This window comes from Pseudomonas sp. Pmew2 (genome assembly GCF_058129885.1).
Genome location: NZ_CM176702.1, coordinates 2,521,147 through 2,543,623, shown reverse-complemented (window position 1 = coordinate 2,543,623; position 22,477 = coordinate 2,521,147). Strand labels below are relative to the sequence as shown.

At 58.7% G+C, this 22,477-nt stretch carries 12 protein-coding genes and 4 pseudogenes; 9 read left to right on the top strand and 7 right to left on the bottom strand.

Features of this window, described 5'->3' with window-relative positions; genetic code table 11:
* Positions 1-30 precede the first annotated feature (30 nt).
* A pseudogene (locus tag AC4ANK_RS11405) lies at positions 31-3,587 on the top strand (transporter substrate-binding domain-containing protein).
* An 82-nt stretch (positions 3,588-3,669) separates the two neighbouring features.
* On the opposite strand, the pseudogene AC4ANK_RS11400 reads toward AC4ANK_RS11405, so the two are convergent.
* Positions 3,670-3,780: pseudogene (locus tag AC4ANK_RS11400) on the bottom strand (50S ribosome-binding protein YggL); the annotation flags it as partial.
* 46 nt (positions 3,781-3,826) lie between these two features.
* Between AC4ANK_RS11400 and AC4ANK_RS11395 the strand changes: the two are divergent.
* A complete protein-coding gene (locus AC4ANK_RS11395; RefSeq protein ID WP_054082596.1) occupies positions 3,827-5,086 on the top strand; it encodes an IS256-like element ISPsy17 family transposase in 1,260 nt (419 codons plus the stop codon).
* Here AC4ANK_RS11395 and AC4ANK_RS11390 read toward each other — a convergent pair.
* The gene (locus AC4ANK_RS11390; protein ID WP_460382915.1) at positions 5,067-5,396 is read right to left on the bottom strand and encodes a 50S ribosome-binding protein YggL; all 330 of its coding nucleotides are present in this window, start codon (positions 5,394-5,396) and stop codon (positions 5,067-5,069) included. The genes AC4ANK_RS11395 and AC4ANK_RS11390 overlap by 20 nt on opposite strands.
* A gap of 330 nt (positions 5,397-5,726) precedes the next feature.
* Between AC4ANK_RS11390 and dacB the strand changes: the two genes are divergently transcribed.
* Complete coding sequence (dacB, locus tag AC4ANK_RS11385; protein WP_002553058.1) at positions 5,727-7,193, top strand: D-alanyl-D-alanine carboxypeptidase/D-alanyl-D-alanine endopeptidase; 1,467 nt, start codon at positions 5,727-5,729, stop codon at positions 7,191-7,193.
* A 52-nt stretch (positions 7,194-7,245) separates the two neighbouring features.
* Here dacB and AC4ANK_RS11380 read toward each other — a convergent pair whose 3' ends face one another.
* Positions 7,246-9,636: a sensor domain-containing diguanylate cyclase gene (locus AC4ANK_RS11380; protein ID WP_002553057.1), complete on the bottom strand. Its 2,391-nt coding sequence runs from the start codon at positions 9,634-9,636 to the stop codon at positions 7,246-7,248.
* Positions 9,637-9,776: 140 nt separating this feature from the next.
* Positions 9,777-12,029, bottom strand: a complete 2,253-nt coding sequence (rlmKL, locus tag AC4ANK_RS11375) for a bifunctional 23S rRNA (guanine(2069)-N(7))-methyltransferase RlmK/23S rRNA (guanine(2445)-N(2))-methyltransferase RlmL (RefSeq protein WP_002553056.1) — start codon at positions 12,027-12,029, stop codon at positions 9,777-9,779.
* Between the two features lie 590 nt (positions 12,030-12,619).
* Between rlmKL and rmf the strand changes: the two genes are divergently transcribed.
* The gene (rmf, locus tag AC4ANK_RS11370) at positions 12,620-12,835 is read left to right on the top strand and encodes a ribosome modulation factor (protein ID WP_002553055.1); all 216 of its coding nucleotides are present in this window, start codon (positions 12,620-12,622) and stop codon (positions 12,833-12,835) included.
* A 138-nt stretch (positions 12,836-12,973) separates the two neighbouring features.
* Here the strand turns inward: rmf and AC4ANK_RS11365 are convergent, their stop codons facing one another.
* Positions 12,974-14,005: a quinone-dependent dihydroorotate dehydrogenase gene (locus AC4ANK_RS11365; protein ID WP_460382920.1), complete on the bottom strand. Its 1,032-nt coding sequence runs from the start codon at positions 14,003-14,005 to the stop codon at positions 12,974-12,976.
* Between the two features lie 251 nt (positions 14,006-14,256).
* Here AC4ANK_RS11365 and AC4ANK_RS11360 point away from each other — a divergent pair, with 251 nt between their 5' ends.
* Positions 14,257-15,468, top strand: coding sequence for a CmpA/NrtA family ABC transporter substrate-binding protein (locus tag AC4ANK_RS11360; RefSeq protein WP_002553053.1), 1,212 nt, complete (start codon positions 14,257-14,259; stop codon positions 15,466-15,468).
* Between the two features lie 14 nt (positions 15,469-15,482).
* Entirely contained in the window at positions 15,483-16,058 is a 576-nt protein-coding gene (locus AC4ANK_RS11355) for an ANTAR domain-containing response regulator (protein WP_002553052.1), read from the top strand.
* 63 nt (positions 16,059-16,121) lie between these two features.
* Here AC4ANK_RS11355 and AC4ANK_RS11350 read toward each other — a convergent pair.
* Positions 16,122-16,643 (bottom strand): annotated as a pseudogene (locus AC4ANK_RS11350) (glycoside hydrolase family 68 protein); the annotation flags it as partial.
* Between the two features lie 64 nt (positions 16,644-16,707).
* Between AC4ANK_RS11350 and AC4ANK_RS11345 the strand changes: the two are divergent.
* Complete coding sequence (locus tag AC4ANK_RS11345; RefSeq protein WP_044424202.1) at positions 16,708-17,688, top strand: IS5 family transposase; 981 nt, start codon at positions 16,708-16,710, stop codon at positions 17,686-17,688.
* A 123-nt stretch (positions 17,689-17,811) separates the two neighbouring features.
* Here the strand turns inward: AC4ANK_RS11345 and AC4ANK_RS11340 are convergent.
* Positions 17,812-18,540 (bottom strand): annotated as a pseudogene (locus AC4ANK_RS11340) (glycoside hydrolase family 68 protein); the annotation flags it as partial.
* Between the two features lie 900 nt (positions 18,541-19,440).
* Between AC4ANK_RS11340 and AC4ANK_RS11335 the strand changes: the two are divergent.
* Both AC4ANK_RS11335 and AC4ANK_RS11330 read left to right on the top strand, forming a co-directional pair.
* The gene (locus tag AC4ANK_RS11335; protein ID WP_002553050.1) at positions 19,441-20,652 is read left to right on the top strand and encodes a nitrate/nitrite transporter; all 1,212 of its coding nucleotides are present in this window, start codon (positions 19,441-19,443) and stop codon (positions 20,650-20,652) included.
* 7 nt (positions 20,653-20,659) lie between these two features.
* Positions 20,660-22,321, top strand: a complete 1,662-nt coding sequence (locus tag AC4ANK_RS11330) for a bifunctional protein-serine/threonine kinase/phosphatase (RefSeq protein ID WP_031596331.1) — start codon at positions 20,660-20,662, stop codon at positions 22,319-22,321.
* The last annotated feature ends 156 nt before the right edge of the window (positions 22,322-22,477 follow it).

Below are 22,477 nucleotides of genomic sequence, written 5' to 3'. Positions count from 1 at the left end.
CAATTATTAATACTGGCCACAGGCCTGTGCATGGGCTGGAGTGCTCAGGCCAGCCTTTATGCGGCCGAACATTACACACTGCTTGGTCGCTCGAGCCCGGCACACATGGACGTGAAGCTGGACAGCAACCAATGGCAATGGGTGCGCGGTCAACGTGAACTGACTCTCGGCATCTCGAACCCTGATTACCCGCCCTTCGATATCACAATGTCAGGCAACGACTATGAAGGCATCACTGCCGATTACGCGGGCACCATTTCGGATGCGCTGGACCTGCCGGTCAGGGTGCAGCGCTTCGAAACCCGCGATGCAGCGATCAAGGCACTGATCACAGGCCAGGTCGACCTGCTGGGCACTGCCAACGGCTTTGAAACATCAGACTGTCACAGCCCTACTCGGTGGATCAGCCCGTGCTGGTCACCCGGGTCGGAGACACGCGCCCCCTCAACGATGGCCTGAAAGGCATGCGGCTGAGCATGGTCTATCACTATTTGCCACCCGCAGAGGTCGAGGCGACGTACCCGGGTGCAACACTGAAGACCTACCCCTCGTTTCAGAACGCCATCAACGCCGTAGCCTTCAACCAGGCCGATGTCTTTCTGGGCGATACGATTTCCACCCAGTACATCATCAACAAGGGCTATCTGAACAATGTGCAAATGTCGAATTTCGGCAAGCACGAGCCCAATGGCTTCAGCTTCGCCGTCAGCAATGAAAACACACAATTGCTGGGTGTCATCAACCAGACACTGAAAGCGATTCCAGTCGATGAGCGCATCAACATTTCCAGGCGCTGGAGCACCGGCAGCGACCTGATGCTCACCGACCAGAAGCTGCAACTGACGCAACGCGAGGAACGCTGGATCGCTCAGCACCCGACCGTGCGCGTGGTGGTCAACGAAGCGTACGCACCGCTGACCTTCTTTGACGCCAAGGGCAACTTTCGCGGCATCACCGCCGACCTGCTTGAACTGGTCCGCCTGCACACCGGCCTCAGGTTCGACGTCAAGCGCTCGCCCAGCCTGACCGATATGCTGAACCAGGTCAGCGAGGGCCAGGCGGACCTGATCGGCGCACTGGTGTCCAGCGATGAACGAGAAGACCACCTGAGCTTCAGCCGGCCGTATATCGACAACTCATTTGTACTGGTCACCCGCAAGGACCAGGGTTCGCCCAGCTATCTGGAACAGATGGACGGCAAACGCCTGGCAATAACCCAAGGCAGCCCGATGCTGGACTGGCTGCGACGCAAATACCCCAGAGTCGTACCGCTGGAAATCGACAACCCGTTCCAGGCGCTGGACATGTTGTCACTGGGCAGAACGGAAGGCGCGGTCATTTCGCTGCTCAGCGCAGACTACTTTCTGTCTTCAGGCATCTTCGAGGAACGCCTGCAGACGACCGCCACCATCGGCGAGGACCCGGCGCTGATTTCCATGGCTACCTCACGCAATGCCACCGAGCTGAGTTCGATTCTCGACAAGGCGCTGGCAAGCATCGCGCCGCAGGATCTGGCGGCGATCAACAATTGATGGCGCGCCTATGCCCCTTCAAGCGCCAGCTGGCATGACTACGAACGCCTTATCTATCAGATTCTGATCAGTGCAGGCCTGTTGCTGCTGGGCCTGCTGGCCTGGAATGCCTGGATGCGGCGGCAGATACGTCAGCGTGAAGCGGCAGAGCGGGCGCTGGGCGACCAGTTCGAATTCATGCGCGCACTGGTTGAAGGCACGCCCCATCCGATCTACGTGCGGGATCGCGAAGGCATGCTGCGCATGTGCAATGACAGCTACCTGAGGGTCTTCTCAGCGCAACGTGAAGACATCATCGGCAAGAGCGCTACCGAAGGAGTGCTGGGCAATGCCTTCGAAGCGCGGGAATACGCTGCCGACTATCAACGGGTCATGGCCAGTAACACTGCATTGATCCTCGACCGGCCCCTGCGCATTGGCGACCGGCAGATGACCATCTACCACTGGATCCTCCCCTTTCGCGACTCTCTGGGCGAGGTGCAGGGCATCATTGGCGGCTGGATCGATATCAGCGAGCGTCGCCAGCTTATTGAAGACTTGCAGGCCGCCAAGGAACAGGCTGACGCTGCCAGCCGTGCCAAGAGCACCTTTCTTGCCACCATGAGCCATGAAATCCGTACGCCCATGAATGCAGTGATCGGAATGCTGGAGCTGGCGCTCAAACGTGCCGATCATGGCGAACTGGACCGCTCAGCCATCGAAGTCGCCTACAGCTCGGCCAACGACTTACTGGACCTGATCGGTGACATTCTCGACATTGCGCGCATTGAATCCGGCCGGCTGTCACTGAATCCAGAGCGGGCGAACCTGCGTCGACTGGTAGAGTCGGTACTGCGGGTATTCGACGGTCTGGCTCGCCAGAAGGACCTCGACCTGGTGCTGGAACTGGACAGCCGGATCAACGCCGATGTGCTGATCGACCCTCTGCGCTTCAAACAGATACTGTCCAACCTCGTAAGCAACGCCATCAAGTTCACCCCTATGGGACGGATCAAGATCGTGCTGCAGGCAGCCGAGAGCCCGGACCCGCAACTGCTGCACCTGCACATTACCGTTCAGGACAGCGGTATAGGCATCAGCGCCGAAGACCAGCAGCGTTTGTTCGAGCCCTTTGCCCAGGCCGATAACACCGGGCAGATGGCGCGCACCGGTGCCGGGCTGGGCCTGGTGATTTGCCGCAGCCTTTGCATGATGATGGGCGGCAACCTCTCGCTTGATAGCGTACCAGGCCAAGGCACCCGGATCAGTATGAACCTGGTGCTTACCACGCTTGAACCACTCACAGGCCAGCCCGTTACTACGCCACCGCTAGCCGTCGCTCACCAGACGCTACGGATCCTGATCGTCGACGACCATCCTGCCAACCGGCTGCTGCTCTGCCAGCAACTCGGTTTTCTAGGTCACCACTGCGAAATGGCCGAAAACGGCGCGCAGGGGCTTGAGCACTGGAAGACCGATACCTTTGATCTGGTGGTTGTCGACTGCAACATGCCGGTCATGAACGGCTATGACATGACCACTGCAATCCGCGCGATTGAAGACGCAGACGGCCAGCCACGCTGTCCGGTCTGGGGCTTCACGGCCAATGCGCAGCCTGACGAGATCGAGCGCTGCCGCGCAGCAGGCATGGACGACTGCCTCTTCAAACCCATCAGCCTTTCGATGCTCAGCGAACGGCTGACAGGCGTTTCGCCGCTGGCGCGCACACCTCTGCCGTTCAGCCTCGACAGCCTCAGCAACCTGACCGGTAACCGTCCGAAAATGGTTGAACGCCTGCTTGCGCAGCTACTGCAAAGCAATCACGAGGACCGGCTGTTGCTGGCCAGACTGATACCGGAAAACAATCGCAGGAAAACCCGCGACCTGGCCCACAGGATCAAAGGTGCCGCACGGATCATCAGCGCTTCAAGGGTGGTCGATGCCTGCGATGCACTTGAGCAGGCCTGCGAAGCGGACACGCCGGATGAACAGTTCCATACCTGTCAGCAGGTTGTCGAGCTGGCGATGATCGAGCTTGAGGACGCGCTGATTCTGCAGCAGGCGAAACCTGACTGAAGACGTTTCAAAGACGATGTAGCGAAGGGGAACAAGCGGGGGAAAAGCAAGAGAGGCAGGCGCTGGCCTGCCTCCCGTTACATCAGGCGGCCGGGTTGATTTCTTTTTCCGGGTACCAGACGTCGATCAGCGGGCTGACAGTGACTTCTGTCAGTTCACTGCGGCCTTTGAGCCAGGCTTCGACAGGAGACTGTCAGAAATTTTGTGTTCGGGCATAACATGTAGCTAGAGGTGCATGTATGCCGACCAAAAAGAAGTCCGCCAATGCAACAGCGAGGGAGTTGCCCTCGATTCCCCAAGAGCTGATCGAGCAGTTTGTTAAAGGCCCGATGAGCGCCGAAGCCATTCAAGACGCGTCCATGGCGTTCAAGAAGGCTCTGATCGAGCGTGCGCTAGGCGCCGAGCTGGGTCACCACCTTGGTTACCCTCAGGGCGCGGAGCGCCCTGAGGAGTCGACCAATCAGCGTAATGGCAAAAGCAGCAAGACGGTTCTGACCGACGACGGGCCGCTTCGCCTGGATATCCCCAGAGACCGCGATGGTAGCTTCGCCCCGATCCTGATTCCCAAGCACGAACGACGTTTTACAGGCTTCGACGACAAGATAATTGCCATGTACGCCCGGGGCATGACGGTGCGTGAGATCCGCGCTTTTCTATCTGAGCAGTATGGAACTAACGTGTCCCATGACTTCATCAGCTCAGTCACCGATGCGGTCATGGAAGAGGTGGGCACTTGGCAGCAACGACCCTTGGAACCGATGTATCCGGTGATCTTCTTCGATGCGTTACGGGTCAAAATCCGGGACGAGGGGTTAGTGTGCAACAAGGCTATTTATCTGGCGCTGGGGGTATTACCTGATGGCACGCGCGACATTCTGGGTATATGGATCGAGAGCACCGAGGGTGCCAAGTTTTGGATGAAGGTGTTCAACGACCTCAAGACTCGTGGCGTTGAAGATGTTCTGATCGCCGTCACGGATGGCCTCAAAGGAATACCGGAGGCGTTGGGGGCGGTTTTTCCTGCCACGACGCTGCAAACCTGCATCGTGCATCTGATCCGCAACAGCTTGGACTATGCCGCTTGGGATAAACGTCGGGCACTGGCCAAAGCACTCAAGCCGATCTACCAGGCGATCAATGCAGATGTGGCTGAGCAAGAGCTTAACGCCTTTGAAGCGGGCCCCTGGGGCAAGCAGTATCCGACTGTGGTTGCTGCATGGCGTCGCGCCTGGGATCGGGTTATACCGTTTTTTGTTTTCCCGGCGGGCATCCGCAAAGTGGTTTACACGACCAATGCCATCGAGAGCATCAATGCCCAGTTACGCAAGATCATCAAGACTCGAGGGCACTTCCCGACCGATGAGGCCGCGACGAAACTGATATGGCTTGGGTTGCGCAACATCACCGCCAACTGGGGTCATGCGGCACACGACTGGAAAGTGGCAATGAATCAATTTGCGATCCTGTACGGGGACCGATTTACCAGACCGAGCTGGTAAAACAAGGGCCTGCCTGACGGCAGGCCCTAACCAGCCCGAACACAAAAAAACTGATACTCCCTTCGACAGCAACACGCTGTTCTTCGCTGACCGAGCCACGCTTGCTCAGGCAAACCAGACCGAAGTCGTCGCCGCCCACATAACCAAGACCGTTGGCTTCCATTGCTTCTTTCAGAAAAGCGTCAAGGAAAACATCGATTGCCTTGTCATCCAGCTCTTGCTTGAAGTCCAGGTTCAGTTCAAACCCCAATTCCTGGAACTCGTCCACACACAGTTTTTTGCGCAGACGGCGGGAGCGGTTAGTGGCCATGGGACAATCCTCATCAATAAATATCGGGCGGCACTTTACCAGCTTGACGATTTAAAAGCCCGACAATTGCGGTCCGTCATGGATATCCGGTCTTGCGACAGTGATGCAGGCCCAATCGATAAAAAATAACGTTTACCGGCCTGCCCCCTATCACAAGCCTGCTCTGCTTGGGGCATAATGCGGGTCGTTTCATGCGTGGCACTGTATGTTACAAAAAAAGCCCGCTACGCATTCACTACTATAGTTATCAACATCGCAGCGAAATAGTTACCGAGGGAATTCATCCATGCCCTCTTTTTTATGTCCCCCCTTGCAGTAGGGTTTTATTCAATGATCAAGTCGCTACGTCCATTGTTGCTCGCGTCAATTCTTTTGCCACTGGCTCTGCCCTCCTACGCTGCCGTCATCAACACCACGCTGCCCCCCAAGGTTCAACAGGCTCTGAAAGCCAGCAAACTCGGCGATGACGCGCTTTCGCTGGTGATGTTGCCGCTCAACGGGCCGGGCACGCCGACCGTGTTCAATGCCGACGTATCGGTCAACCCGGCCTCAACCATGAAGCTGATCACCACCTACGCCGCGCTGGAAATGCTCGGCCCTACCCACCAGTGGAAAACCGAATTCTTCACCGATGGCACCCTGAGCAACGGCGTGCTGCGCGGCAACCTGTACCTCAAGGGCGGCGGCGATCCAAAGCTGAATATGGAAAAACTCTGGCTGCTGATGCGTGACCTGCGCGCCAATGGTGTGCAACAGGTGACCGGTGACCTGGTATTGGACCGCAGCCATTTTGTGCAGCCGCAATTGCCCGAATTCAATGATGACGGCAACGATGATAACAAGCCGTTTCTGGTCAAGCCTGATGCGCTGATGGTCAATCTCAAGGCATTGCGCTTCGTGACCCGAAACGATGACGGCAGGATTCTGGTCTCGGTCGAGCCGCCGATTGCGACCATTCGCATCGACAACCAGGTGAAGGCGAGCGCATCAAAGCAATGCACCGGGGATGTGCGCTACAACCCGGTCACCCAGCCTGACGGCAGCGTCAATGTGACGGTGACTGGCCAGTTGGGCAACGGCTGCAATTCGCAGACCTACCTTTCGCTGCTTGACCATCCGACCTATGCGGCAGGCGCAGTACGGGCCATCTGGCAGGAACTGGGCGGCACTATCCAGGGCAAGGACCGCGTTGGCGTTTTGCCCGGTAACGCCAAGCTGCTGGCCAAGGCTTTTTCGCCGGATCTGGTGGAAGTCATTCGTGACATCAATAAATTCAGCAACAACACCATGGCCCAGCAACTGTTTCTGAGCCTGGGTGAAGAGTTCCGCAATGAAGCTGACGGTGACGACGGCAAGGCTGCCCAGCGCGTCATCCGCCAGTGGCTGGCGAAAAAAGGCATCACCGCGCCGCATCTGGTCATGGAGAACGGCTCCGGCCTGTCGCGTGCGGAACGTGTCAGTGCCCGTGAGATGGCCATTATTCTGCAGGCTGCGTGGCGCAGCCCGTATGCTGCCGAATTCATGAGTTCGATGCCGTTGGCAGGCATGGACGGCACCATGCGTAAACGTCTGAAGCGCACCCCGTTGCTGGGTGAAGCGCACATCAAGACAGGCACGCTGAACACGGTTCGCGCTATTGCCGGCTTCAGCCGCGACAGCAACGGCAACACCTGGGCGGTCGTGGCGATCCTCAACGACCCGCGTCCGTTTGGCGCATCCTCGATACTGGACGAGGTACTGGTCGATCTGTATCGACAGCCGAAACTGACCAACACCACGGTCTCGATCCAGCAATAACCACCCGCCGCTTGTAACCAGCAGACCCGCTTTCGAAGCGGGTCTGTGTGCGTCAGATCTGCTCAGGCTCGACCCGATCGCGACCGGCCTGTTTGGCGGCATAGACACCCGAGTCAGCGCGCAACAACATTGTGTCGATCCCCTCACCGGCTCTCCAGCTGGCGATGCCGAAGCTGGCCGTCACAACCTGATCGACGCCTTCGATAACCTGGTTACGCAGGCCCTCGCGCAGGCTCAAAGCCAGTTGATACGCCTGCGAGCCCCGTGTGCCCGGGCAGATCACCATGAACTCTTCACCCCCAAGGCGGCAGAACACATCATCGCTACGCAGGCGCTGGCTGATCTTTTCCGAAATCGCCTTGAGCACCTGATCGCCTGCGGCATGCCCGAAACGATCATTGATGCGCTTGAAATGATCGATATCGAGCATGATGATCGACAGGTTACCGCCGTGCCGGTCGATCCTTTTCAGCTCGGCCTGCATGCGGTCCTGGAAATAGCGCCGGTTGTAGGCACCCGTCAGTACGTCGGTGACCGACAGCGCGCGCAACTCCTGTTCGACACGCTTGAGGTCGGTGATGTCGGACACAAAACCGTGCCATAGCACGCTGCCATCTACCAACCGTTCTGGCGTGGACGCAGCGCGCAGCCAGCGCTGGCCCTTGCGTGGCAGGTCGACACGGTACTCCTCGCTCCAGGGTGTCAGATGCTTCGCGCTGGCCAGAATAGAGCTTCTGACGCGCGTCAGATCCGGTGGCTGGATACGTCGCAGAACGGCCTCGGAATCGCCCAGCAACTGCGCTTCATCGACTTCAAACAGCTCGCACATGCCAGCGCTGGCGTATCTGAAGCGCGCACTGCCGTCGATAGCCAGGTGATACTGATAAATGCCGCCAGGCACCTGCGAGCCAAGTTTTTTCAACAATTGCCCTTGTTCGGCAAGCGCTTCGTTGACGCGCTTGTGCTCCGTGACGTCGATGCACACCGCCAGATACCCGGTCCAGAGCCCCTGATCGTCGCGCACGGCGGTAACCAGCATGTTCACCACCAGGGTGCTGCCGTCACTGCGCTGCAGGGTCCACTCCTGCGAAGGGTGATGACCGTCTTGCACGGCGTCGAGAAACATCAGCCGGGAAGCGCTGATCGGGTGCCCGCGGTCCTTGCTCAATACACTCGCGCGGGCCTCCAGCTCGGCCGGCTGATAAAGGTCCATGAGGCGCAGCCTGCCCAGTACCTCTTCCTGAGAATAACCCAGCATTTTCTGCGCACCGACGTTGAACGTCTTGATCAACCCATCCAGGTCGGTTGCAATGATCGCCACTTCGGTCGCGGCGTCCAGCACACTGCGCAATTGCCCGTGCGCCGCCCGTAACTGCTGCCCGCGCTGGCGCAACTCGCGGGTACGCTGCGCCACACGCTGCAGCGCTCGCTGACGCTGGCTGATCAGGCTGTAGAGCAACGCGCTGAGCATCAGGCTCAAAAGCCCGCCAAGCCAAAGCACCCGGCCCGGCATCATGGTCTGATTGCTCTGGCTGAAGATTTCCGTAGGGCGAACCTCGACCAGATAATCCCTGTCACCGAGGCTCAGCAGGCTGCTGGCATACAAATGATTGCGTACTGCTACGACCGGCGACTGGTAAACCTGCTCAGGCTTTGCCGGCGAACTGAGGTCAAGCATGGTGACCGCAAGATTGTCTTGCTCCGCTGTGCCGATGCTCATTAATTGCGTCAGGCTGATCACTGCAGTGACATAGCCTCTCAATTCGGAAGGCGACTGGCCGATGGAGAACACCGGCGCCACCAGCAAAATTCCGTACGTGTCTGACGGGTCAAGGGCCAACAGGCTGATACGAGGCGTTGCAACAATGCGCTTGAGCAAACGCGCACGCTCAAGGGCGACATGACGTACCGGCTCTGAGGCTATATCAAACCCCGACGGCGTCGGAACTTTGCTGAGTGTCTGGATGAATCGAACCGGAAAATACTCGTTGCGTACAGTGGCGGTTTTCAACGCACCGTTTTCATCCATTTCACGTATGGCGTATCCGGCTGAGCCCTCCTCACGCGCCTGCTGTTCAAAAGCGGCCCGCTCCGCCAGCGTCACTCTGGGGTTCCAGGCGTAGGCCTGGGTTCCAATCAGCAATGGCGCGACAAAGCCGTCGAATTCCGACTGCTCGACCTGATGGGAAAAAATAAAGAAGCGACACAGGGTGTCCAGCCGAGTGACCTGCCGGTCCAGACGCTCCTGAAGATGACTGAAGCGCTCCGCAGCAAGCATGTCGAAACGCTGGCGCAATTGACGCTGGTACAGCTCATTGTCGGCCAGCGCCAACATGATGGTAAGTGCTGCTCCGACCATCAATGCCAAAACGGCTATTGGCCACGCTGAGAGCTGGCCGTTGATGAAACTCAGAACTCTGAGCCTGAACCGTTTCGCTGTCATACACAGAAACTCATGACGCCAACATGCTGAAGCGTCAAGCTGGCTATGACTTCTGTTATAGCTATTCGCCAGTAATTTTCATAGGGAGCGATGAGCAAACCTGTACAAAACTGTTACAGGCAAGCTCATCACACACCGTATCAGGCACGCGCCATGATTTTCCAGGCGCGATGAATCTTGCCGTTGCGGGCAAAATCCTGGTCGATGGTTTGCGCGGTAATATCCTCGACCGCATAGCGCTGACTCAGATTTTCATCGAGCACGAACTTGCGGAAGTTGTTGGAGAAGTACAGCACGCCACCCGGAGCCAGACGCGCCATGGCCAGATCGATCAGCTCAACCTGATCACGCTGCACATCAAAAATGCCTTCCATGCGCTTGGAGTTGGAGAACGTCGGCGGATCGATGAAGATCAGGTCGTATTCGTCGCGATTGGCCTGCAGCCAGGCCATCACGTCGCCCTGCTCCAGACGATTCTTGTCGGAGAAACCGTTCAACGACAGGTTGCGCCGCGCCCAGTCCAGATAGGTCCGCGACAGGTCAACGCTGGTGGTGCTGCGCGCACCGCCCTTGGCGGCATGCACGCTGGCAGTCGCGGTGTAGGCAAACAGGTTCAGGAAGCGCTTGCCGGCCGCCTCGCGCTGAATACGCATGCGCATCGGACGATGGTCGAGAAACAGGCCGGTGTCGAGGTAGTCGGTCAGATTGACCAGCAACTTGACGCCGCCTTCACTGACTTCCAGAAACTGGCCCTGCGCGCTTTGACGCTCATATTGTTTGGTGCCGCTCTGACGCTCGCGACGTTTGATCACCACACGGTTCTTGTCGATGTTCAACGCCTGCGGAATCGCCGCCAGCGCATCGAACAGCCGGGCCGAAGCCTTTTCCGGATCGATGGACTTGGGCGCTGCGTATTCCTGAACGTGAACCCAGTCGTGATACAGGTCGATCGCCAGCGAGTATTCAGGCATGTCGGCGTCATACACGCGGTAGCAATCGATACCTTCGCGGCGCACCCATTTGCCCATCAGCTTGAGGTTCTTTTGCAGGCGATTGGCAAACATCTGCCCGCCTTCGCTCAGGCGCGCCTGTTCGACCACCACCGGTTCCGGCTTGATCGGGTTGCCGTTCTTGTTGAGCTTTCTTTCAACGACTTCAACTTCGACAGGGTTTTCGCGCTCGATCTGACGCTGCTCGGGTGTGCGACGCTCGCCCGTCACGAACTGGTCAGGCGTGACCTTGATCAGCAGCAATTTGCACGGCAAGGCACCGTTCCAGAACGAATACTGTTTGTGGCTGCGAATGCCCATGCGCTTGCCCAGGTCAGGCGCGCCGGTGAACACCGCAGCTTCCCAGTTAAGGCAGGCCTGACGCAGGCGCTCGCCCAGATTCTGGTAGAGATACAGCAGGCTGGCTTCATCACCCAGACGCTCGCCGTATGGAGGGTTGCAGATCACCAGACCTTTCTGGTTCTGGTCGGGACGCGGCTCGAAGGTCGCAACTTCGCCTTGATAGACCTTGATCCAGTCGCTCAGACCTGCACGTTCGATATTGTTGCGCCCAGGCTGGATCAGTCGCGGATCAGCCTCGTAACCGCGAATCCACGAAGGTGTTTTGGCCAACCCGGCTTCCGCGCGGGCCAGCGCTTCGTCGTGCAGCTTGCGCCACAGCGCCGGGACGTGGCCCAGCCAGGCCGAGAAGCCCCAGCGTTCACGCTTGATGTTCGGGGCGATGTCGGCGGCGATCATGCCTGCCTCGACCAGGAACGTACCGACACCGCACATCGGGTCAGCCAGCGCGCCGCCCTCGGCAGCGATGCGCGGCCAGCCAGCGCGGATCAGGATCGCGGCGGCAAGGTTCTCCTTCAGGGGCGCAGCACCTTGCTGCAGGCGATAGCCGCGCTGGTGCAGGCTGTGGCCAGAGAGGTCGAGAGACAGAATTGCCTCGCCGCGATCCAGGCGCAGGTGCACGCGCAGGTCAGGGTTGATCTTGTCCACTGACGGCCGCTCGCCATCCGGTGTACGCAGCTTGTCGACGATCGCATCCTTGACCTTCAGTGCACCGAAGTGGGTGTTATCGATGCCCGACCCGTGGCCACTGAACTCCACTGCGATGGTGCCATCGGACTCGAGATGATCATGCCACTCGACATCGAGCACGCCGTGATACAGGTCTTCGGCATCCTTCATCGGGAAGCGCTTGAGCACCAGCAGCACGCGGTTGGCTAGCCGCGACCAGAGGCACAGCCGGTAGGCGGTCTCCATGTCGGCCGAGCCGCGAATGGCCGATGTGTGCTCGCGGGTCTCTTGCAGACCCAGTGCCGTAGCTTCCTCGGCAAGCAGTCCTTCGAGGCCTTTGGGGCAAGTAAGGAAAAGTTCGTAGCGATCCGACATGTGTATTCCAGGGCCTGAGCCGTCTGCGGCGGGCAACGCATTGCCCTGCCAGATTTGAACAGGCGTCTTTCGTGGAGAACGCCTGCGTGGCACGTGATGTGTGCCGGTCCACCGCATGATCCTGTCATGTCATTGCGGCAGTTTTCGGGAGTATTAGAACAGATATCCGCCAGGACGATGTCGGCAATAAAAAGACGTAATTAAAAAGTCACGCTGGAAAAGTCACATTTCTACCGTGCCCATCGCGACCCTTCGTCGCTTAACCAGCCAAGGCATTAGGCCACCATACGAGACTGACAAGCGATCTCATCTGGCTCGCAAACCCCTGCGTCAAAAGGGCTGCGCCAAACAATCAGTGTTTGAACAGACCATTGCTTATTGCTCGACAGACCTGAATATGACGTGCTTATGACAAAACGATCATTCACACCGACCTGTGCTTTGGTTAGAAATCGTCTCAGGTCATCTCCGCAACGGTTATGACATCAAGGTCCGCGACGCCGGCAGCGGGCCCCAACGGCAGAAGATTCTGCCCGACCTCATCACGGGGTCTCAGGGATATTACAGTCAACAGACGAGGGCATTACCCTATGAGAAGACTTAAGCGTGATCCGTTGGAAAGAGCATTTTTACGCGGATATCAATACGGCGTTCATGGTAAATCCCGTGAGCTTTGCCCTTTTACTCTACCGTCAGTACGCCAGGCATGGATCAATGGCTGGCGCGAAGGACGCGGCGACAACTGGGACGGTATGACCGGCACTGCGGGCATCCACAGACTCAACGAACTTCACGCGGTCGGATGAGGCGATTCAAAGACTTTCAGGCCTCTGTCGGGCCACCCACATGATTGACTGATTCACACCTGTACCATGCACGCCCGACCCGGGCGGCGGGCCAACGCCCAGGGGCTCTCTCGAGGAGCCCCTTTTTTTGCCTTCGATTCAGCGTACGGCCGGTGGCATTGCCGCAATGGCGTCCACCGATTCGCGAATCAGCGCAGGGCCCTTGTAGATGAAACCGGAATAGATCTGCACCAGACTGGCACCTGCGGCTATCTTCTCGGCAGCATGCCGGCCTTCAGTGATGCCACCAGCGGCAATGATCGGCAGACGACCTGCCAGCTCACCGGCCAGCACCTTGACGATGTGCGTGCTTTTTTCCCGCACCGGCGCGCCCGACAGACCACCCGCTTCATCGCCATGCGGCAGCCCTTCCACACCCTGGCGGCTGAGCGTGGTGTTGGTGGCAATCACCGCATCCATGCCCGACTCGATCAGTGCAGAGGCCACCAGCACGGTTTCTTCATCGCTCATGTCCGGGGCAATCTTGATCGCCAACGGCACGCGTCTGCCGTGCTGCTGCGTCAGTTCCTGCTGGCGCAGGCTCAGGGCCTGGAGCAGTTGCTTGAGCGAGTCACCGAACTGCAGACTGCGCAGCCCCGGCGTGTTGGGTGAGCTGACGTTGACGGTGACGTAGCTGGCGTGGGCATAGACCTTGTCCAGGCAGATCAGGTAATCGTCCACCGCACGCTCGACCGGCGTGTCGAAGTTCTTGCCGATATTGATACCCAGAATGCCGCGATACTTTGCCGCCTGGACTCGGGACACCAGGTTATCGACGCCCAGATTGTTGAAGCCCATGCGATTGATGATCGCCTCGGCATGCGGCAGGCGGAAAATGCGCGGTTTGGGGTTGCCCGGCTGTGGACGTGGCGTCACAGTACCGATCTCGACGAAGCCGAAGCCCAGCTGCGTAAAGCCATCAATGGCTGCACCGTTTTTGTCCAGACCTGCTGCCAGCCCCACAGGGTTGGGAAATTCCAGCCCCATCACACTGACCGGCAACTTCGCCGGGGACTTGCTCAGCAGACCATTGAGGCCCAGCCGCCCGCCTGCACTGATCAGGTCCAGCGACAGGTCATGAGAGGTTTCCGGAGAAAGTTTGAACAGTAACTGGCGGGCCAGGTTATACATGGCGGGATGGGCTCGTGAGCAGCTGAATTCAGGGTGGCGATTATAGACGCGTGCAGGCCTGTCAGGCGAGGCGCGCGACAAACTTGTTGCTCACTCTTCCCCGGCGATGGCATATGCCTTGCTTGAAACCGCTATCGGCACTCACTCCAACGGCGGAGCGGTGCATGGACAACGGCGTCGCTTCGACACTTGCATTGCAATGGGTCGGACGACGCCTTTTTTCTGGACGGACCTTTGATGAAGCACGCGCGATGAACGAACGAACCGGTAATGCGCTGGACTGGGTGGCCGGTAGTGACGCCCCGGAAATGAACAGCCTGGACGTGGGCTTCATGGCATTGACCGACTGCGCCCCGCTGGTGGTTGCGGCCACTCAGGGTTTCGCCCAGCCATACGGCCTGAGCCTGAACCTCGAGCGTCAGACCTCCTGGGCCGGGCTGCGCGACAGGCTGGTCAGCGGGCAGTTGCAGGCGGCACACAGCCTGTATGGTCTGATCTATGCGGTGGAACTGGGCATCAGCGGTGGTCCGGCGACCGACATGGCCATCCTCATGGGACTCAACCAGAACGGCCAGTGCATCAACCTGTCCCGCGAGTTGCAGCAGGCGGGCGTGATCACTCCTGAAGCACTGGACAAACGCGCGCACCAAAGCGGATCAAGGCTGACCTTCGCGCAGACCTTCCCCACCGGCAACCACGCCATGTGGCTCTACTACTGGCTGGCCAGCCAAGGCATCCATCCACTCGATGATGTGACCAGTGTCGTGGTGCCACCCACGCAAATGGCGCAACACCTGCAGGCTGGGCGCATCGACGGTTTCTGCGTCGGCGAACCCTGGGGCGCCAGCGCCGTTCAGCAGCAACTGGGCTTCACCATGGCGACCAGCCAGTCGATCTGGCCGGATCACCCGGGCAAGGTGCTGGGCTGTACCCGTGAGTTCGTCGAGCAGAACCCCAACACCGCCAGAGCGCTGATCATGGCCGTACTGGAAGCGAGCCGCTTCATCGAGGAAAGCGACCATAACCGGCGCAGTACCGCACAACTGCTCAGCGGTGCGGATTATCTGGATACCTCGCCGGACTGCATCGAGCCGCGCCTGCTTGGCCACTACAGCGACGGCCTCGGCAATCACTGGCAGGACCCACATGCAGTCAGTTTCCATGATCAGGGGCAGGTCAATTATCCGTGGCTGTCCGACGGTATGTGGTTCATGACTCAGTTCCGGCGCTGGGGCCTGTTGCGTGAAGACCCGGATTACCTGGCTGTCGCCAGCCGTGTCCAGCAACTGGACCTGTATCGCCAGGCAGCAGATGCGCTGGGCATCGACGCACCCACTGCAACCCTGCGCAGCAGTCAGTTAATCGATGGCAGGATCTGGGACGGCAGCGACCCCGCAGGCTACGCGCGTAGCTTCAAGCTCCACTCGCTGGCCGACAACGCGCCCGCTGTGGCCAGTCGTTGACGGAGAACGTGACCATGCTGCGTATCCTGCTTATCAATGACACGGCCAGAAAAGTCGGTCGCCTCAAATCGGCATTGATAGAGGCCGGTTTTGAAGTAATCGACGAATCCGGACTGATCATCGACTTGCCCGCCCGCGTTGAAGCGGTGCGCCCGGACGTCATCCTGATCGACACCGAATCGCCAGGACGCGATGTAATGGAGCAAGTGGTGCTGGTCAGCCGTGACCAGCCGCGGCCCATCGTGATGTTCACCGACGAGCACGATCCGGGCGTGATGCGCCAGGCAATCAAGTCCGGGGTCAGTGCGTATATCGTCGAGGGTATCCAGGCCCAACGGTTGCAACCGATTCTGGACGTGGCGATGGCCCGTTTCGAGAGCGATCAGGCACTGCGTGCGCAACTGCATGCCCGCGATCAGCAACTGGCCGAACGCAAGCGCATCGAGCTGGCCAAGGGGCTGCTGATGAAAATGAAGGATTGCAACGAGGAAGACGCGTACACCCTGATGCGGCGTCAGGCGATGAGTCGCCAGCAAAAGCTGATTCAGGTGGCCGAGCAAATTATCGCGATGAGCGAGTTGCTGGGGTAAACGAGCGAAGAACGCCTGCTCGCACAGGCGTTCTTCCGCTACCAGGTTAATGGGTGCAGTCGGTCAGCTCAGCACCACGTTCTTCATCGCGGGGATGTAGCCGTAGTCATACACTTCCTGCACAAACGAGCGATCGCCCTCCAGTAGAATCCTCACCGTCGGTGCCTCGGTACCGCCAATGCGGTAATCCTCGCCAGAGGTGGGTACGCTGTCGATGAACGAGGTCACCAGACCGTTCGGCATCACACAGTGCGAGTAAGTCTGAAATGGCTGTGCAGGCGGATTGCCCAACACCAGGCCGGAAGCGTTCATCGGCCGGTAAGGCCCGAACAAATGCTCGCCGACAAACCCGTAAACACCATCCGGACCCGTAACACCATCGGCATAAGTAAACTTGTGGCTGATGGTGAACAAGTAATACTTGCCGTCCTGAAAGACATAATGCGGGCGTTCAGTCTGATCATTGACACCTACTGCGGTGACCAGCGGCGGAAGTATTTCCCACTCATCACCACTGAGGTCTTTCGCAACGGCCAGTCCGATACAGCCGACTTGAAATCTGGCACCGCCTATTTCCTCATGACCTAGGGAATCTCCGAACAAGTCCCGGTTATGCGAAAATCGCCTGACCACCTGATCCGAGCCTCCCATGAGCCAGATGAGCTTTTCCGATTTCGAATATGCCAGCAAGCGCAAGCAGACACGCCGCGAACGCTTCCTCGCCGAGATGGATCAGGTCGTCCCCTGGACAGGTCTGCTGGGCCTGATCGAACCGTTCTACCCCAAGGCCGGCGGTGGCAGAAAACCTTATCCGCTGGAAACCATGCTGCGCATTCACCTGCTGCAGAACTGGTTCTCCCTGAGTGATCCGGCCATGGAAGAAGCGCTCTACGAAATCACCCCCATGCGCCAGTTTGCACGCCTGACGTTGAGTGCGCCGATACCGGAAGACACCACGATCATGAACTTCCGGCACCTGCTGGAGAAACATCAACTGGCTCCTGCAATCCTCGCGGTCATCAACGGTTATTTGCAGGAAAAAGGCCTGTCGCTGCGCCAGGGCACCATCGTCGATGCCACCATTATTCATGCCCCAAGCTCGACCAAGAACAAAGACGGCGAGCGTGATCCCGAGATGCATCAGACAAAGAAGGGTAACCAGTATTTCTTCGGTATGAAGGCCCACATCGGCGCTGACGTTGAGTCTGGACTGGTTCATCACGTCCATGGCACTGCGGCCAATGTGGCCGATGTCACTCAAGTCGCCGAACTGCTCCACGGGGAAGAAAACGCGGTCTATGCGGACGCTGGCTACACCGGTGTCGAGAAGCGTGAAGAGCACGAAAATCGTAACGTGATCTGGCAAATCGCGGCGCGGCGCAGCACGTATTCCAAGCTGAACAAACGCAGCCTGTTGTACAAAGCCAAGCGCAAGATCGAGTACTGCAAAGCGCAGACACGCGCCAAGGTCGAGCATCCGTTTCGGGTCATCAAGCGCCAGTTTGGTTACGTGAAAGTACGCTTTCGTGGGCTGATGAAAAACACGGCCCAACTGACCACGCTGTTCGCCCTGTCGAACCTGTGGATGGCTCGAAAGCGACTAATGGGTTTGGGTGAGTTGCGCGCTTAACACGGAAAACCGAGCGAAAAACGCGCTCGACTCACACTGCATCAGACCGTTTTCAGAAAAATAGCGCTATGTGCCTGGCAAATTACGGCTTGCCACCGCTGCGCGGCAAGTTGATCGGAGCATCCCTAGCGGAACAGGACCAAGTTCTGCGGCGCCTACTGTATGCGTGCCGCGTTCGCCGGCGACATTGCCTTCAAAAACCATGTACAACTTGCCATCATTGGGATCAATAAACGGACTGGGGTCGCGAAAGTTCCAGGTCGAGTTCTGCGCTTCGGTTTGGTAATATTTGCCGTCGGCCTCGAACAGTGTTTTCACCTCCGTAAAGTCTTTCAATTCCACGCCCTTGTCGGACGTCACAATACGGCCACGTACTTTGGCAATTGCCGCACCCGGCGTTACACAGGTGTAGTACAGGTCGATATCGCCTTTATCATTCAACAGTACGGGTGTGCCCGCCCACTCCCGGGTGGTTGGCGACACACCTTCGGCCATTACCCGGCCACCAAAGATCCAGTCCTTTCCGGTGCGCGAGTACCAGTAGCACATGCGTGCCCGGCCATGACGATCTTCCCAGTCACGCTTGATGTCATAGCGGCCATTGGCACCGACATACTGCGGATCGTCGGGGTGGCGGTCAGCCGTCAGCGTGACGATCACCGACCAGCCGTTGACTGAAACCACGGTGCCGTCAAGCTCGCGCAACGGCATGGTGTCCCAGATGAATACGGTATCACTCATGACCGGAAAATCCGGGCTTACCAGAGGCTGCGTGGTAGTCGGATCATTTTCATTGACCTTCAGCGCATCAGCTCTGGACCAGATGGTGGGTGCGTAATTGATGTTACTCATGATGATGTCCTTTATTGGCGCCTGCAATGAAGCGCGAAGAGGAAGACAGCCCGGTCGGCGCGGCTGTATTGCCGGGAGGTACCCGGGATCGGTGTTTCAAGCCCTTGAGGGCAACTGAAAACCGGAAAAAGAGCGAGTAGACGATTACTTTTTAAAAAGTAAACATTTATCGAATATTGACAGGCAATTTGCAATTACAGATCGCCGCAGTGAAGAGTAAATTCATTTCCTGATGGATGAGCCGTGTTAATCACGGTGCAATGAATGCTGTCAGAGATACCGGGCAATGTAAATTAAATATTGAGACTGGTGTTATCGTACAACCTCAATAAACAGAATATTAATGAATATTAACACTTATTGATCAGCGCTATTAAAACCGTCATACAGGCACGTCAAAACAGCATCACAATGACAGTACTTAACACCAAAACCAATGGCACATGAAATAATAATACCGCCATTGAACTTTAATAAACTCTTCAATGGCCATGCGTGATCTTGCCCTTTCAGGCTGCAGACTGTCGCTCGCGGCGCGCCCTGTTTTACAGCGCTTTGCTGGCGAGCGCCCGCTTCAAGGTCACTGACCGGCCCTCGCCTGCTTCCCGGGAATCACCCAAACCCGCTCGCAGCTTGCGGCTAATCGCTTGCAACGCCATTGGCCCATCTCTTGCTTTAGCAATCGCACGGTAGCCAACGGCGGCTATCACCTTTTTACGACAAAGACGTCGCTCATCTCTTTCCGCTCACTTGGACAGAGAGGCGACGTTTTTTGCGTTTTGGCCCCGGCGACGGGGCCGGTGGAGTCGCCGTCATTCGGAACACTCCACCACAGCGTCTGGAAAACCCGTGTCGCGGTCATGGCCCGACTGACTAACTAGCAGATGATGAGGTGTACACATGGATACAAGCTTCTGGAAGGCAGGCCATAAACCGACCCTGTTTGCGGCGTTTCTCTATTTCGACCTGAGTTTCATGGTCTGGTATCTGCTTGGCCCGCTGGCGGTGCAGATTGCCACTGACCTGCACCTGACCACTCAGCAACGTGGCCTGATGGTCGCCACGCCGATTCTGGCGGGTGCCGTGCTGCGCTTTTTCATGGGCCTGCTGGCGGACCAGCTGTCGCCCAAGACCGCTGGCATCATTGGCCAGGTGATTGTCATCGGCGCACTGCTGGCGGCCTGGCAACTGGGCATTCACACCTACGGCCAGGTACTGCTGCTGGGCCTGTTCCTGGGTATGGCCGGTGCTTCATTCGCCGTCGCGCTGCCCCTGGCGTCGCAGTGGTATCCACCGCAGCACCAGGGCAAGGCGATGGGCATAGCCGGTGCGGGCAACTCGGGCACCGTACTGGCAGCATTGATCGCGCCGGTACTGGCCGCCAGTTTCGGCTGGGGCAACGTATTCGGCCTGGCGCTGATCCCGCTGGTTCTGACCCTGATCGCTTTCACGCTTATGGCGCGCAACGCCCCGGAGCGCAGCAAGCCCAAATCCATGGCGGATTACCTAAAGGCGCTGGGTGATCGTGACAGCTGGTGGTTCATGTTTTTCTACAGCGTGACGTTCGGCGGCTTCATCGGCCTGGCCAGCGCCCTGCCCGGCTATTTCAACGACCAATATGGCTTGAGCCCGATTACTGCCGGTTACTACACCGCTGCCTGTGTCTTCGGCGGCAGCCTGATGCGCCCGCTCGGTGGCGCGCTGGCTGACCGCTTTGGCGGGATTCGCACATTGACCGTGATGTACGCCGTTGCGGCCATCGGTATCGCGGCGGTGGGTTTCAACCTGCCAAGTTCGTGGGCAGCACTGGCTCTGTTCGTTGCCGCGATGCTGGGCCTGGGTGCCGGTAATGGCGCAGTCTTTCAGCTGGTTCCGCAGCGTTTCCGCAAGGAAATCGGGGTCATGACCGGCCTGATCGGCATGGCGGGCGGCATCGGTGGCTTCCTGCTGGCAGCGGGTCTGGGCACCATCAAACAGAACACTGGCGATTACCAGTTGGGCCTGTGGCTGTTCGCAGGCCTGGCAGTGCTGGCCTGGTTCGGTCTGCTGAACGTCAAGCGTCGCTGGAGAACCACCTGGGGTTCGGCGGCTGTGACCGCGGCGCGAGTCTGAACCGCCGATGACGCTGCAACTGCAGTTCGCTCAATTCAGCGCCAGCGGTCCGCGCGCGGAAAATCAGGATGCTCTGCGCCTGGTGACTCCGGCCCCGACACTGGCCGCAAGCAAGGGCTATCTGTTCGCCCTTGCCGACGGCGTCAGCCAGTGTGCTGATGGCGCACTGGCTGCGCAGTCCACGCTACAGGCGCTGGCGCTCGACTATTACGCCACGCCGGAAACCTGGGGCGTGGCCCAGTCTCTCGACCGCCTGCTGCTGGCGCAGAATCGCTGGCTGCTGGCCAACGGTTTGCTGACCACCCTCAGCGCTCTGGTGCTGCGCGGACGACGCTTCACCCTGGCCCACGTCGGCGACTGCCGGGCTTATCGCTGGCAGGCCGGTACGCTAAAGCGCATCAGTGAAGACCACGTCTGGGAACAGGCCGACATGCAGCATGTGCTCAAGCGCGCGCTGGGCCTGGACCAGTACGTGGTCATGGACTATCTGGACGGCGAGCTGTGTGAAGGTGAACGACTGTTGCTGGTCAGCGACGGTGTCTGGGCGACCCTTGGTGATGCCAGCATCCGCTCGATTCTGACCGAGCAGGACAACCTCGACTCGGCGGTGAAAACCCTGGTCAGCGCGGCGCATCTGGCAGGCAGCCAGGACAATGCCAGCGCCCTGCTGATTCAGGTCGATAGCCTGGGCGAGGACGATCTGGGTGACACACTGCTGCAATTGCAGCAATGGCCACTGCCACCCGCGCTCAAGGCGGGCCAGGGCTTCGAAGGCTGGACGGTTGGCGGCATCGTGGCGCAGTCGCGCCAGTCCATCCTTTATCGGGTGACCGATACCCACGGCCAACCGTGGCTGCTCAAGACCCTGCCGGCCAGCCGGCATGACGAGTCGGGTGCAGGCCAAGGGTTATTGCTTGAAGAGTGGTTTTTACGCCGGGTTGCCGGGCGCTTCTTTCCCGAGGTCCATCCGCTGGCAGACCGCCAGCACCTGTATTACGTGATGCGCGAGTATTGCGGAAATACACTGGCCGAGGTTTTCACGCGCAACGGGCCGCTGCCGCTGGCTCAATGGCAGGACCTCGCGACCCGACTGTTACGCGCTGCGGGCCTGCTGCATCGGCGCAACATCATTCATCGCGATATCAAACCGGAAAACCTGCTGCTGGCAGATGATGGCGAACTGCGCCTGCTGGATTTCGGCCTGGCTTACTGCCCGGGATTGTCAACTGGCAACGCTGACGACTTGCCCGGCACCCCGAGCTACATCGCCCCGGAAGCCTTCAACGGCGCTGAGCCGCATCCGCAGCAAGATCTGTATGCGGCAGGCGTCACGCTGTACTACCTGCTGACAGGCCACTACCCGTATGGCGAGATCGAAGCCTTTCAGCATCGCCGCTTCGGCACGCCAATCGCCGCCAGCCGTTATCGACCGGATCTGCCGCAATGGCTGAGCCAGAGTCTGGACAAGGCACTGCAAGCCGACCCGCACCAGCGTTACGAAACCGCCGAGCAGTGGTTGCTGGAAATGGATCAGGCCGAGCATCGCCCGGTGGTAGCAAAACCGCGCCCGTTGCTGGAACGCGAACCGCTCAAAGTCTGGCAAACGCTGGCACTGATCTCGATGCTGCTCAATCTTCTGCTGGCGATCTGGCTCATGAGCCATCACTGAACCAGACCGCCCTGCTTCTGTGCAGCACGCCTCAACGCAGTGCAGAAATAGCCTGAGGCATCGACCGAAATCCCCTTTACGCAAGTGAATGCGAGTTGGCACAGGCGCTGCATGATCTTGTGCAGATCATACATAACGCGTAGCCCTCAACGATGA

Excerpts from the sequence above, each read along its gene's own strand:
- AC4ANK_RS11395 (WP_054082596.1), top strand. The coding sequence starts at position 3,827 with ATGCCGACCAAAAAGAAGTCCGCCAATGCAACAGCGAGGGAGTTGCCC.
- AC4ANK_RS11390 (WP_460382915.1), bottom strand. The coding sequence starts at position 5,396 with ATGGCCACTAACCGCTCCCGCCGTCTGCGCAAAAAACTGTGTGTGGAC.
- dacB (WP_002553058.1), top strand. The coding sequence starts at position 5,727 with ATGATCAAGTCGCTACGTCCATTGTTGCTCGCGTCAATTCTTTTGCCA.
- AC4ANK_RS11380 (WP_002553057.1), bottom strand. The coding sequence starts at position 9,636 with ATGACAGCGAAACGGTTCAGGCTCAGAGTTCTGAGTTTCATCAACGGC.
- rlmKL (WP_002553056.1), bottom strand. The coding sequence starts at position 12,029 with ATGTCGGATCGCTACGAACTTTTCCTTACTTGCCCCAAAGGCCTCGAA.
- rmf (WP_002553055.1), top strand. The coding sequence starts at position 12,620 with ATGAGAAGACTTAAGCGTGATCCGTTGGAAAGAGCATTTTTACGCGGA.
- AC4ANK_RS11365 (WP_460382920.1), bottom strand. The coding sequence starts at position 14,005 with ATGTATAACCTGGCCCGCCAGTTACTGTTCAAACTTTCTCCGGAAACC.
- AC4ANK_RS11360 (WP_002553053.1), top strand. The coding sequence starts at position 14,257 with ATGAACGAACGAACCGGTAATGCGCTGGACTGGGTGGCCGGTAGTGAC.
- AC4ANK_RS11355 (WP_002553052.1), top strand. The coding sequence starts at position 15,483 with ATGCTGCGTATCCTGCTTATCAATGACACGGCCAGAAAAGTCGGTCGC.
- AC4ANK_RS11345 (WP_044424202.1), top strand. The coding sequence starts at position 16,708 with ATGAGCCAGATGAGCTTTTCCGATTTCGAATATGCCAGCAAGCGCAAG.
- AC4ANK_RS11335 (WP_002553050.1), top strand. The coding sequence starts at position 19,441 with ATGGATACAAGCTTCTGGAAGGCAGGCCATAAACCGACCCTGTTTGCG.
- AC4ANK_RS11330 (WP_031596331.1), top strand. The coding sequence starts at position 20,660 with ATGACGCTGCAACTGCAGTTCGCTCAATTCAGCGCCAGCGGTCCGCGC.